At 48.3% G+C, this 13,277-nt stretch carries 13 protein-coding genes; 8 read left to right on the top strand and 5 right to left on the bottom strand.

What is annotated here, in order from left to right:
- The first annotated feature begins 70 nt into the window (after positions 1-70).
- The 4 genes from VFA_RS11710 to VFA_RS11695 all read left to right on the top strand — a co-directional run bounded on the left by VFA_RS11710 (position 71) and on the right by VFA_RS11695 (position 4,932).
- The gene (locus VFA_RS11710; protein ID WP_232281708.1) at positions 71-2,431 is read left to right on the top strand and encodes a fimbria/pilus outer membrane usher protein; all 2,361 of its coding nucleotides are present in this window, start codon (positions 71-73) and stop codon (positions 2,429-2,431) included.
- Positions 2,422-3,498 (top strand): fimbrial protein, encoded by a 1,077-nt coding sequence (locus tag VFA_RS11705; protein WP_004727039.1) that lies wholly within the window; start codon positions 2,422-2,424, stop codon positions 3,496-3,498. Before VFA_RS11710 ends, VFA_RS11705 begins: the two co-directional genes overlap by 10 nt.
- 77 nt (positions 3,499-3,575) lie before the next feature.
- Positions 3,576-4,649 carry a fimbrial protein gene (locus VFA_RS11700; protein ID WP_004727038.1) on the top strand — a complete coding sequence of 358 codons (1,074 nt, stop codon included), beginning with the start codon at positions 3,576-3,578 and terminating at the stop codon, positions 4,647-4,649.
- Positions 4,642-4,932, top strand: a complete 291-nt coding sequence (locus VFA_RS11695) for a hypothetical protein (RefSeq protein ID WP_231623381.1) — start codon at positions 4,642-4,644, stop codon at positions 4,930-4,932. Before VFA_RS11700 ends, VFA_RS11695 begins: the two co-directional genes overlap by 8 nt.
- 6 nt (positions 4,933-4,938) lie before the next feature.
- On the opposite strand, the gene VFA_RS11690 is transcribed toward VFA_RS11695, so the two are convergent.
- Positions 4,939-5,415 carry a hypothetical protein gene (locus tag VFA_RS11690; protein ID WP_231623380.1) on the bottom strand — a complete coding sequence of 159 codons (477 nt, stop codon included), beginning with the start codon at positions 5,413-5,415 and terminating at the stop codon, positions 4,939-4,941.
- The gene (locus tag VFA_RS11685) at positions 5,393-6,181 is read right to left on the bottom strand and encodes a winged helix-turn-helix domain-containing protein (RefSeq protein ID WP_004727035.1); all 789 of its coding nucleotides are present in this window, start codon (positions 6,179-6,181) and stop codon (positions 5,393-5,395) included. The genes VFA_RS11690 and VFA_RS11685 overlap by 23 nt, the downstream gene beginning before the upstream one ends.
- A gap of 332 nt (positions 6,182-6,513) precedes the next feature.
- Between VFA_RS11685 and VFA_RS11680 the strand changes: the two genes are divergently transcribed.
- Genes VFA_RS11680 through VFA_RS11670 form a run of 3 tightly spaced genes read left to right on the top strand, consistent with a single transcriptional unit; the run spans position 6,514 to position 8,678 of the window.
- On the top strand, positions 6,514-7,254 hold the full coding sequence (locus tag VFA_RS11680) for an EAL domain-containing protein (protein WP_004727034.1): 741 nt from the start codon (positions 6,514-6,516) through the stop codon (positions 7,252-7,254).
- 24 nt (positions 7,255-7,278) lie between these two features.
- The gene (locus VFA_RS11675) at positions 7,279-7,938 is read left to right on the top strand and encodes a response regulator transcription factor (protein WP_004727033.1); all 660 of its coding nucleotides are present in this window, start codon (positions 7,279-7,281) and stop codon (positions 7,936-7,938) included.
- Between the two features lie 53 nt (positions 7,939-7,991).
- Entirely contained in the window at positions 7,992-8,678 is a 687-nt protein-coding gene (locus VFA_RS11670) for a carbonic anhydrase family protein (protein WP_004727032.1), read from the top strand.
- A gap of 38 nt (positions 8,679-8,716) precedes the next feature.
- Here the strand turns inward: VFA_RS11670 and VFA_RS11665 are convergent, their stop codons facing one another.
- The gene (locus VFA_RS11665; protein ID WP_004727031.1) at positions 8,717-9,169 is read right to left on the bottom strand and encodes a GNAT family N-acetyltransferase; all 453 of its coding nucleotides are present in this window, start codon (positions 9,167-9,169) and stop codon (positions 8,717-8,719) included.
- Positions 9,170-9,197: 28 nt separating this feature from the next.
- Positions 9,198-10,409: an MFS transporter gene (locus VFA_RS11660; protein ID WP_038151655.1), complete on the bottom strand. Its 1,212-nt coding sequence runs from the start codon at positions 10,407-10,409 to the stop codon at positions 9,198-9,200.
- Positions 10,410-10,499: 90 nt separating this feature from the next.
- Here VFA_RS11660 and VFA_RS11655 point away from each other — a divergent pair, with 90 nt between their 5' ends.
- Positions 10,500-12,215, top strand: coding sequence for an ABC transporter substrate-binding protein (locus tag VFA_RS11655; RefSeq protein WP_004727029.1), 1,716 nt, complete (start codon positions 10,500-10,502; stop codon positions 12,213-12,215).
- 30 nt (positions 12,216-12,245) lie between these two features.
- On the opposite strand, the gene VFA_RS11650 is transcribed toward VFA_RS11655, so the two are convergent.
- On the bottom strand, positions 12,246-13,232 hold the full coding sequence (locus tag VFA_RS11650) for a 2-hydroxyacid dehydrogenase (protein WP_004727028.1): 987 nt from the start codon (positions 13,230-13,232) through the stop codon (positions 12,246-12,248).
- Positions 13,233-13,277: the final 45 nt, after the last annotated feature.

Below are 13,277 nucleotides of genomic sequence, written 5' to 3'. Positions count from 1 at the left end.
CAGTATGCAAGGCATTCATCGATTTCGTGGTCGCTCTTTATATTCTGTCGTTTTTTGTTCTGTTGCTGCGATGACGCTTTCTCATACTGCCTATGCTGCGTCGTTTAACTCAAGCTTTTTGGTGGGGAAATCGTCTGCGCAAAAATGGAACTCCAATGTAGAAATTACCCCGGGACGTTACGATTTCGATTTATTTATCAATGATAAATGGATCGGGAAGTTCACGGTTGATGTGCAAGATGGCACCAAAGAAAACTTGTATGTCGACTATAACGATGTCGAAACGTTTGGGCTGAAGCTCGATGCATTCGACCTTGATGCCAAACAAAAGGCGGTGAATGTGAATGCGCTCCTCAAAGGCGGTTCATTCACCTTTGACCCAAATGGGTTCAAAATTCGCCTGACGATTCCTCAAGCCTTTGTTTCCAACACCGACTCGAATTGGGTGTCAAAAGAGCGTTGGGATCATGGTATCAATGGCGCTTATCTCAACTACAACGTCAACTACTCCAATTATTACTATAAAGAAAACCATACAGATAACGAAAACCTGTTTGCCTCTCTCAACGGCGGGATCAATCTGTATGGTTTTCACTTCATCGAAGTGGGGTCACTCAATGGCGATGCGGTGGATAGCACCTCGTACACCAACACCTATCGTTACGTGGAAAAACCACTGATTGACATCGACTCTGTGCTTCGCGTCGGTAAACAGTCGTCTTATAGCAGCTACTTTGATACCAATACCTATCAAGGTCTCTCGCTGAGAAAAGACATGCGCATGTTGCCGGATTCTTACGGCCAGTATATGCCCGTGATTCGAGGCGTTGCGACGGAAGCGGCTGTGGTGACGATTTCTCAAGATGGCCGCGTGGTGGAAGTGCTCAACATTCCTGCGGGCGACTATGAGATTGATGACCTGATGCCGACGGGATCGCGTAGCGATCTGGACGTCACGCTGACGTACGCCAGCGGCCGCAACGAGTCTTACGTGGTGCCATATTCCACCGTGCCAGGCATGCTGCGTTCAGGGTCATCGGATTACAACATCAATATTGGTTATCTCGATTACGACTACACCGACGATTTGTTTGCGCAGGGGGAATACTCGCGTGGGTTGAACAATTACCTCACCGGTTATGTGGGGACAACCCAAAGTAAGGGTTATCAGTCGTATTTGTTGGGTAGCGCCATTTCGGTGCCGAATATCGGTTCGTTCTCGTTTGATGTGGAAACCGCTTTTGCCGACATGACGTACCTCGATACCTATCAAGGGCAAAAATATAAGTTGTCCTACAGTAAGTATTTTTCGACGCGCACCAACTTAACGCTGGCGAGTTATTACTACCAAACGGATGAATATTTGACGCTGCGTGATTATTACCGCATTAAAGATGCGGTCAGTGAATCGGCCATCAACAGCCGCACCAAAGAGCGGTACAGCTTTAATGTCAGTCAACCGTTCGGCGATCACTGGGGCCGTCTCTATTTTGATGGTTATTTTACGCGTCGCGTGAATCACGACACGTTTGATAAGCAATATAACTTGAGTTACAGCACCACGTATCACCAGACCAGCTACACCATTTCTGCGACACGCAGTTACAGCTACGCCGATTACACCGATGTCAAAACGACCGACGATCGGATCGCGTTGTCTGTCTCGATCCCGTTGAGCAGTTTGGGTCACAATACCCGTTTTGCATCGCGCGTGAATTTCGACGGCCGTGACTACGCATCGTCAGATGTGTCACTCAGTGGTTCGGATGGGGTCGATTCTTACAGTGTGAACGCCGGGCACGATCGCTATTCAAAATCTTATGCGAGTGTCTACGGGTCACATCGCGGGTCAAAGGCGTACCTCAACGGCAGTTATGGTGAATCTGAAACGCAGCGACAAGTTTCACTTGGCATGAGTGGCAGTGTGGTGGCTTATGACGGCGGCGTGTTGGCGACCTCACAAAGTGGTACGAACTTCGTGATCTTGGAAGCGCCGGGCGTCGAAGGGGCGATGATCAACAACAATGCCAGCATTGAAACCGATGCCGAAGGCCGCGCGTTAATCGCTTCCGCTGCGGCGTATCGCAAAAATACCTATCGCATCCAGAACCAAACGGGCGAGGGGGAAATCAGCGGAAACGTGAAATACATTGCACCGGTCAAAGGCAGTATTTCAAAAGTGACGTACCAAACGGATGTTCGTAAGAACTATGTGTTTGCCGCCAGCGACAGCCAAGGCGCGCCATTACCCTTTGGTTCGGATGTGTTAAATAGTGACGGCGAAGTGGCTGGGTATGTGCTGCAGGGCGGACGAATTGCCGTGCGTAGCGAACAATACCCAGAAAAATTGACCGTTGTGTATCAGAAACAAGGGCGTCCAATGACGTGTGTATTAACGCCTTCGACGACAGAGAAAGCCGTATGTTTATAAATCGCTGGTTATTGCTCACGCTGTTGATGAGTGGTTTGACTTCGCTGTTCTCGCCAGCGGTGTCGGCTGGTCTATTGGGTGACACTTGTATTCCCGGATCGGTGGCGATCATCGGCCGCGCGCCGTATGTAGGCCACAACAGCCTTGATTTGTCCGAAGCGTTTACAACGACCAAAAAAGTCAATGTCACGCTCACCACCAACTGGAGTGGCAGTATGTTTTGTACGTACGGTGTGACGGACTATGTCTATTACCACTCACCGATTATGGGGTCTGGTGAAGACGCCTATTTCATTACATTTCACGATGAGGACGGCTCACATTCAATTAAAGTGACGACGCAAATCTCCAAAGCCTATGAAGGTGTGAATGGTGTTTCTGGTGTGCATTCCTTGGGCTATAACGTGACATATACCATGACATTTGAACTATTGGATTATGTCCTTCCTTTTGATGCAACCAATGCGATCAGTACTCGAACTGGCAATATCGATATTGCGCCAGTAGCCGCGGCTGGAGAAAGCCGTTCTGATCAAAAAGCATTCACCGCTTGGAATAACAATGCTTGGGGTCGCACGTCATGGTTGGCATATCAAGACCTCACCGTGACGTATTCGCCGAACCACACAACGTGTACCGTGTTGGATCAAACGGTTGCATTGCCTGAAACTTCGATTGATGCAATTCGTCGTGGCAATGCCAGCCGCCGCTTGTTTGTCCTGGATTTCTCGTGTGGCGGAACGACCAACGGCGTGGCATCAAGAAACGTGACGGCTTGGCTGTACAGTGCGGATATTGTCAGTACTGATCCGGATGTGTTGCGTAATAGCGCATCGACGGCAAACGATATTGGTATTGTGATCACGGACTACCGAGGCAACCCGATCAAACTCTCGAACAGCCAAACGGCCATCAACGACGCGGATATTTTACTGGATGTTGAAGCGGGTAAAGTGTTCGATGCCTCGGAAACGGCCTACCCGTTTGCCACATACGCTATTTATGGCGATAACCCGACCCCAGGCACTGTACAAGCTACCGCGACGGTTATTATTGGCTACGACTAATCAGGAGATGGATGACCATGGGGGCAAGGAAGCACAAGAAAATTTGATTATATTGTGAAGTGTTTATGAGCAGTTGGATGGTAAGAAAAATCGCGCTGATGTGTGTGCTGGTGATGCTCTCGTATTGGGCGCACGCCGCAGATACCTGCTACGCCATCGATGGACAGTCGGTGTTTAGTAACGCGCGCGCGCCATGGCCTTCCAGTAAAGGGTCGTACAATTATTCCGATATGTTCATGAGTGGCAGCACCAGCGCCTCGTTTGTTTATCGCGCGCAATTTAATGGCTATGGCTGGTGCGAAAAGATCGGCAGCAATCCAATTTATTACATCAACCCCTTAAGTTTGGCCAATAGCGGGCTTTATCTGCATTTCATCGACAAAACCTCGGGGGTCGATGAATGGGTGTTGGTTGAATCACAGTTGTTGAATTCGTCCGGCACGGTGTCCACTTTAGCCGGTTCATTCAGTATCAATAGTTCAGTGATCAATGTGAGCTATCGTTTAACGTTCCGATACCTTGGCAAGTTGCCGATAGCGCCAAGTTATTCCCTCGAAACATCCAATAATAAACTGGTCATTCCCACGGTGATGTTGGCTTCAGAGCAACACGGCAGCCTTGATGCTTATCAATCGTGGTCAACGGGCAATTGGGGAACCAAGAAATGGCTGGCGTATGAAGAACTGACGGTGGTGTACCAGCCGACGGCAACGACGTGCAATGTGCCAGGGCAAACCATCACGCTAGATAGAACTTCCATTGAGAGTATTCGCAACGGCACGTCGCCGAAAACGCCCTTTGTGCTGAGCTTTAATTGTCGTGGTGGTGCTAACCATACGGCACTCAATGACATCAATGCTTGGTTGTACAGCGGAGACATCGTGAACGATAACCAGACGGTCTTGCGCAGCACGACGTCGTCATCGACTGGCGTCGGGATCAACCTGCTGAACGCGAGTGGTCACCCTATCAAACTTTCGAACAGTCGAACGGCGGTGAACGATGCCGATTTGGTGTTGGACATCGATGAAGACGACATCTTTTCTGACGTGGAGCAAGTCTCGATCTACGCCGCGTATGCCATCTACGACGCTAAACCTCAGCAGGGAAGCGTCGAAGCGACGGCCACAGTGATGATAAATTATGATTAATACGATGAATAAAAATGACGATATCAAACGTTGTGTCGCTAAGGCACTGCTGAAAAATACCGGGAAAAACTTCCACTGTTCCATTAATAAAAACTGTGTCTATTGTATGTCTGATGGGCGCGTATTTATCTTTAATCAGAATCTGTTTTTATGCCCTCATCAACCATTCGTGCAGATGAAAATCGACCGAATGTTACAACGAAATCAAGATATTATCGATTATCAAGATAACTATTATTTTGATGATCACGAAAACTTAATTCGAATGAATAAAGCGCCTTAGGGCGCTTTATTGATCAATGACGCAAGTGAGAACGGGGGCATAGCGATTTGAAATGAGCAGGGTGTTCACGTTGATCATTTCCAAGGTTATGGAACGCGATGTACCCACAATCAAAGAGGGTAAGTATTTATCCATGACATCGTTTTGCATGCCGTCTTTGAACAAACTCTCGGATTGATTGATAGAGAAGGTGTAATTGTTATTATCAATGTGTTCGTAATTGAAATTCTCTCGTTTATGAATCACGTATCGTTGCCCTTGATACACAGCATCGCCCGAGATAAACACGGTTCCCGTTTTGTTTTTATGGAACGTAAATGCGATATCAGCATACATGGAAAAATCATTGTTAATGTCATCGCTGTTATAATAATTGAGCGTGGCTCGACAAGTCGACGACAAATATCTCGCCTTATCATAATCATAGTAAAGATACCCAGCGGAAATTGAAGCGATTAAACTAAAGGTGATTAATTTTTTCATTTTTCTTCCATTGGTAGTAATAGTAATTCTCACAAGCAGAAAACTTGCCATCCACTAAAAAACATTTAGAGAAAAACAGTCGACCAGAGTGACCGTAAAATAAGCTGTTTTGACTATGGAAAAAAACTTTTTCTGTCTTACCACAATGAATATTCAACTTCTGCATTTCTTCTTTGAGAATGGATAATTGAAAGGCGATGCCTTCATCGGAACGCTTTCTAAAATTATACACATCACATTGCTCAATTTTACCGATATGGTAAGCATCTTGATAAAACTTTTTGGAAATGATAGTCGTGCCCGTGACCAGTACGCCAAATAAACTGGTGTAAAGAAATGGGTATAGATATTTCTTGAATGTAACTTTTTTCTTGGGGGCATGATGTGCTTTGGCCGTTGATTCCGATACAGCAATGGGTTCCGGGTCCATGTTTTTAATAGGGAACTCGTTGTTCAGCATAAATCCAACTTTAGGAATGGTTAAAATAATATCATCCACGCCCGTAAATTTATGCAACGTCTTTCGCAGTTGACTAATATATTGATTGAGTGAACTGTACGACCCCTTTAATCCAAACTTATCCCAACCTTCCATCAATAAAACATCACGTTCCATTGGTGTACCGTGATGTTTTGACAATAATTCCAATAAACGATTAGCGGTTGGTGTCAGCGTGAGGCTTTCATGATCGGATTCTGCATCTGATAGCTTGAGCGTGCCATCGCTTGAGTTATAGATGACCGTATGATTGAGAAGCAATTTCATTCGCTTTTTCCAACATTGTAAACTGAAAACATTATAGCATTAAATCAAATAGTTACCAGTTGATGTGGTTGTTTTTTATACGGTTGAATTATGCTTTTTGATATTAATAGTAAATGCTGTACAAACATAAATATTAGCATCAATTGTTTAAAAAGTTAAATTAAACAGATAAAAATGCTAGATATGATTCAAATACCTTTATAATGTATTTGTTTAGGTTTTTCTTATGTATCTTATCCCAAGCCGCTCGTCTTGCTATCGATGCTTGCCGATATGCGCCAATGACGGTGGCAAATCAGTTATGAGAAAGTATTGGTCGGTGAAATATAATAATGATTTATCCAAACATAAATTTCACATCATTCAATGACGTGAAAATAGCTATAGACAATATAAAAATCGATGTCCCATTTATTAACGATTTGAAGTTTGAACCGATCGTTGATTTGGATAACCTTACCACAATTGCTTATGAAATGCTTTCGGTGTGTGAGCCGAATATTGACGTAGAGGCCTCATTTGGCCGTCTGGAATATTCAACGAAGAAATGTCTTTTTTTTAATCAGTTGGAGTTGATTAAAGACATTACGAATTGTCGTATCTACATCAATCTCCCATTGAGAGAGATATTAACCAATGATTTGCTCTTAGAGATAAAAACCATTGGCATGATTCCAACTTCAATTTCTGTGGAATTACAGGATCTTCACGATGTCTATCAATTTGAACCCATTGAAATCAATCAGCTGCGTTATCAAGTGAAAAAACTTCAAGCATTAGGGGTGGAACTCTGGGCTGATGATTTGAACGAAGACCTGATGGATTTCTTCATTGACGCGGGGATTCATTTCTATGGTGGAAAAATTGATAAAGAAACATTTTGGACATTAAGAAAAAATAAAAAGCTTCTCAATTTTTTGATTGCAAAGAGTAAAAATTTCTGTGGCCATGTATTGATCGAAGGTATTGAAACTGAAAAAGATTTGAAGTTAGTTCGCTCAACGAAAGCTGATCTTGCTCAAGGGCATTATTGGGCGGAAATACGAGTGCTTAATTTAAAAAATACTATTTAGTCTATTCATTTCTAGGTTGTCGCTTTGTCTAAAAATATTCTTATTATTGATCAAGATAATGCCATCGCTTCGGCGTTGGTCTTAAGTTTTGAAATCGTAGGTTACGCATGTGTGCATCACCGTAAACTCTTTTCTGCCAAGTCCGATTGGTTAAAAGCAGATTTGGTGATTTGGCATGTGAAAAAAGACCAGTCCACGTTTGATCTGCCCATGTTGCTGGCGTTGAAAAACGTGCCGGTGATGATGGTCGGTGACGGGTGTACGGTCGCAGACAAGGTGAGATGGCTCGATAGCGGGGCGATCGATTTTCTGGATTGCCCTTTTTCTGGCCTCGAGATGTATGCGCGTGTGAAAGCGCATCTCAGAAAGTTTTCCAAAGATCGCGAGGTCCGATATCAGGTTGAGTTTTCTGATGTCGGTTTTTCGATCAATCGCGTGACTTGGGAAACTTGGTACAAAGGCGACCGTTATCATCTGTCCAAAAAGGCATTTGAGCTGCTTTTCTTCCTTTCGCTGAATATCGGTAAGGTGTTTTCGCGTTCAGAATTGCTGGAAAAAGTTTGGGGATACTCCTGTTCACTCAACACGCGCACTGTGGATACGCATATTTTACGCTTGAGAGAGTACTTTCCGGACATTGGCATCGAAACCATTTATGGCGTCGGTTATTGCATTAAGCGATAGCCGCGGCCTGACGTGTGATGCCCGTTTTTGTTTGACTATGGATTCCTCGTTTCATGAAGAATTGGACGCTTGCCTTCATCGCGCTCTGCCTGCTGTTATGGAAATGTTCAGCGCCAGCGCCTCACCATTTTGATGATGATTTTCAGTCATCCCAACACGCCCCTGAGCTGGTGTTGGATTACGATTTTCTAGGGCAATTGGTTATTCGAGATGCCCACGCCATCACTCGGTTATACGCCGGACAGGTGATTTCCTCCACCTTAACCAACGATGTGCTGGTGTTAGGCTTTAACGGCCAAAACCAACTGTACGTGGGGGGAACTGCCTACCACTTACAGCAGATTCATCTGCATTTTGACTCGTTTACCCACGATGACGAGGGCAGCGACACGATGGAAGCGCATTTTGTGAACGCAGATGCCGCGGGGCATCTGATGATCCTGACGATGCTGTATCAACGCGATCAGCAAAGCCTGCGGTTTAAGCGGTATGTAGACAGCCTCTCGTCAGATCGGCTGCTGAACCATGAGTTTAGCCAGCCGTTTCCCATCGACACATTATTGCCCGCTTCGAATGATTACGTGTGCGTCAAAGGGGCTTATCGAGAGCAGCGGAGCTGCGAAGGTGATGTGCGTTGGCTGGTTTTGCATGATTCGCGGCCGCTGCCGCCCACGTTAGTTGACCGCTTGGTGCACGCGGGCAGCCCATCACATCGTTCTATGGCGCATTCCGATACTTAATGGGTCGTTGAGGGTGCGCGTTTATTCACGGCGCTGCTTTATGGCGCCGTGTGGCTGACGGGGCTGTATTTCATATAGACGAACGGCGCGTCTTCGCGATACACCTGAAAACCAAAGCGTTGATAGAGATGAGCGGCGCGGTTGCCTTGCAGGTAGCACAGCAAACACGGCCGCTTGGCTTGGTTCGAAAACTCGGTGATGTCTCGCAGAACTTGGCTGCCAATGCCTTGGCCTTGATAGGCTGGCAGAATGAAAAAGCGCGAAAAATAGAGTGTGTCATTTTTGTCATGCAGCATGTAGGTGCCGATCGGTTGGTCGTCGGCGCAAATGAGGGTTGGTAATCCCGATTTCCATTCTTGACGATGAAGCGCTCGCTGCAACGCTTCATCCCATCCAAAAGTTTGCGTCACCAAATCGTGCTCGGTGGCCTTTCTGAGCTCAAAAGCAAATTCATCATCGGCGTCGGTGGCGGGGCGAAAAGAGAGCTTCATCGAGTATGTCCAGTGGTTCGCGCGTCGATTACGGTATCGCTCTCACTCTACTGAAAAGCAAAAAAATCGCCACTACAAATTGCACCACGAAGCAGGCACTGAACAGCATCGTTGAACCATACCGTGTCATTAAGTAGCCGGATGCGGCCAAACCAAACGGCATCAACAGTTTAAACAGTGAGCCCGTCAGCCCAGCAATGCGGCCCAAGTGCTGCTGCGAAAATGCCTCTTGGCGGTAACTCCAGATACAAATGTTGCTAAACAGACCCACCGCAGAGACCCAGAAGAATGCCACGATCAACATCATTGGCGTTTGGCTCAGTACGGGCAGAATGAACCCAATCGATTCCAGTGCAATACTGATAATGAGCAGTTTTCCAAGGCCGATTTGACGCCGTACCGTGTCGGCGACAAATGCGCTCAACACGCCGCCAATGCCTGAAGCAGCAACCATATAGCCGATGTCGATGGCACTCAGCGATAAGTCTGCTTTGGCAATGTAGATCGACTGAATCCAAAAGATCGAACCGATGGTGTTAATCACCATCACTGCCAGCGTGATCCGCCACATGTTCTTTTCGTGGTAGAGCACGTGCCATCCCTCGCGCAGCGCTTGCCACACGGGTGGGTGCTCACTCACTTGAGGAGTTTCCAACGTCAGGCGATTCAGTTGCCAATACGCCAGCAACCACAACAGCGCTAAACCAAGAAAGATTTGATGCAGCTCAGACAACAGCAGCAGCGCGCCGGACAACACCGGCCCGACAGTTTCCATCAAGCTGTAGAGCGAACTCATGCGCGCCGTGGCGGTATTTTGCTGCGCGTGCGGCAGTGCCAATTTGAGCATCGCCATGCGCGCATTGTGATAGCCGTAGTTAAACGCCATCATCAAAAACGCGCACGGAAACAGCACATACAGCGGCTCCGCCATCCAGCTCACCGCCGAGTAGGAGAGCAAAATAGTGAGGATTTGACCCAGCAACATGGCTTGCGACCACGATTTCTTGTCACAGCGATCCACCCACACGCCGATGAACAGCGCCAGTAAGAGGTTGGGCAGAAATTCAACCGCTCGCATCCAGCCCATCATATGGGACGATTGCGTGAGTTCGTAGACCAACAATGGGAGAGCTAAGTCGTATATTTTACTTCCCAAAGCGACAAAAAAAGCACTAGAGAATAGAATGACAAAACTGGAACTTTTCCAGATAGAGGTTCGATAATCCGTTAACGTATTCATTTTTGGTTCCTTTTTAACCGAAGTTGTTGAATCATTATCGAAAATAAAAGATGAATAAAAATAGAAAGATAGAAAAAGGATTTCGTCTTTATGCATTACTGGAAAGCACTGGCTTTTTTGCGCGACCAGTTGGTTGTTGCAGCCCCGGTGCCGCTCTCACTGGATCGCCTGACGCAGGAGTTGGGATGCACCAAACGCAACGCGCAGTTGGTGGTGAAAAAACTGGTGGGCAACGGCATCATCCGTTGGCAATCTTCCGTGGGGCGCGGTAATTTCCCGATTGTCACCTTACTCAAAGATCCGCAACCGATGTTGGAAAACAAAGCCCGTCGCTGGATTGAAGAGGGGAAGGTGGCGATGGCGATCAGCTTGATTGCGCCCGCCCAACGCGACGCATTTATTGCGGCATACATCGCGCGGCACCAGTCGCACGCCCACCGTGACGATATTTTGCAAATCCCGTTTTATCGCGGCACGCATGCACTTGATCCCATTGATATTACTCGCCGTACCGAACAACACCTTGCTCGCTATTTGTATGCGAACTTGCTGCGTTTTGATGCGCAAGCGCGCGGTTATCGTGGCGATTTGGCGCAGACCTTTCAGACCACCGAACGGGGCATGGCCATCACTCTGCGCAAAGGGCTGTACTTTCACAATGGCGAGCCACTGACTGCGCACTCCGTGCAGCAACACTTCACGCGGTTGGTCACCACATCTGAACATTATCGTTCGCTATATCAATTGATTGATGCGATTGAGGTGCAGGATCGCTACCGACTCGAGATCATCAGTTCGGTAGAAGCGACGCTTTTGCCCAAACTGCTGTGTGCGGGCGCGATGGGCATCGCATTGTGGCTCAAGGGGGATGCAGACCGCGAAGGGCAAGTGATTGGCAGCGGCCCATTTGAGTTGGTTGAGCAAACGGAGTGGCGCACCTTGATGAACGTGTCGCGGTATTATCACGGTTATCGCCCGTGGGTGGATGGCATCGAGGTGTGGAATGTCGGGGACAAAGCCAAAGAGTTTGCCCCTAACAGCCACCTGTTCCACCCATTGCTGGAGCCGCGTGCTCAGGCGGCCGATTACGAACAGAGAGCGCAATGGGAAGCGGGCTGCGAATATATACTGCTCAACGCCAATCGTTCGCCGTGGCTGGGCAGTTTAAGTCGCCGGAAGAAGCTGATGGCAATCCTGGATGCGCTCGGCGTGCCCGCATCGTTTGCAGATGAGGTGGCCAAAGCGGAAGGGATGTTGTCGTCGCCATCGGCGCGACTGACGGCAAACCTTCATCAAGCGCAGCAATGGGCGGATGAGTTAGGCAAACCGCCGCAGCCCCTACAACTGCTGACGTACGCGTTGGGCCAGCACATCGACTATGCACATCATTTGGCGACGGCGTTGCGTGAGTTGGGGATTGCCTGTGAGGTGTCGGTGTTGCCGTTTCCTGAATTTTGCCAACAGGCGACGCTGCAACACGCCGACATCATTTTGTCTGGTGAAGTGTTTGGCGATGACGCGGACATGTCGTGGTTAGGATGGTTATTGGCCAGCACCAGCTTGCAAGCGTGCATGACGCCGGCCCAGCAGCAGTGGCTTCACGAGGCGTTGGCGGCGATTTATCCGTTGACCGAAGCCAAGCGTTTCAAAGCTTACCAAGCGCTGGAGAAGAAGCTCATCAAAAAAGGACTCTATTTGCCGCGCTTTCATGTGCAGCAAACTTTATCGGTGGCCAAATCGGTGAGCACCAGCGAACTGCTGGCCAATGGCTGGGTGGATTTTTCAGAAGTGGTGATCACGCCCTAACAAAGCGCGCCCGAGGGCGCGTTTTGCGGGTTACGCGTCCGGGTGTTCGAGTTGGCGTCGATTGGCGCAAGATTGCGAGTAATCGCCACGCATTGCGGCGATCAACCCATCGACCGCGCAGTGCACCATCTTCAGGCGCGTTTCAGTGGTGGCTGAGCCGATATGTGGCAGCAAAAAGGCGTTGTCGAGCTGCGTCAGTGGGGACGAGGCGGGCAGGGGTTCGGTTTCAAACACATCCAACCCGGCAGCACGAATCTGCCCGGTTTGCAGGGCATGAATCAGCGCCTGCTCATCTACCACTTTGCCGCGCGCGGCATTGACAAATACCGCACTGGGTTTCATCAAGCTGAACGCTTTGGCCCCAATCAGTTTCTCCGTCGCTTCGCTGAGCGGTACCAACACCACCACAAAATCAGACACTTGTAACAGATCATCCAACGACATCCGCAGCGCACCGAAATCGTGTTCTGCTTCTCCATTGATGGAGCGGTTATGGTAGTAAATCGACATACCAAACCCATAGTACGCCCGTTTGGCGACGGCGTAGCCAATGCGTCCCATGCCCACAATGCCAAGCGTTTTGCCGTGAAAATCGACGCCAAACTGCGCTGGAGTGAGGTTCTGTGTCCAGCGACCTGCCTTGACCATTGCGGACATTTCTCCTGCGCGCCGCGCTGCGCCGAGCGCCAGTAAAATCACCGTATCAGCAACGGTTTCATCGAGCACGCCCGGTGTGTGAATCAGTGGAATGCCACGTTGGCTCAAATAGTCGAGATCGAACTGGTCGGTGCCGACCGAAATGGTGGCCGCGGCTTTCAGCTTAGGCGCGCCATCAAGCAATTCAGGCGTCATCTCTACGCCGTTGCCAATCAAGCCTTCAGCCTGAGTTAACGCCTGCTTAAACGCAGCGAAATTGTCGTCATGAACGCCATCAAATTGAATGACATCGAAGTGGTTTTGTAACGTGCGCAGCGCGTCGGGGGGCAGGGATTTGTACAGCACAACTTGAGGTTTCATCGGGTTCTCCTTAACTGACGAATGGAAGCATCGAAAAGTCTGCGC

This window comes from Vibrio furnissii CIP 102972, from assembly GCF_000176175.1.
Classification (GTDB): domain Bacteria; phylum Pseudomonadota; class Gammaproteobacteria; order Enterobacterales; family Vibrionaceae; genus Vibrio; species Vibrio furnissii.
This window is presented reverse-complemented; position numbering and strand designations above follow the sequence as displayed.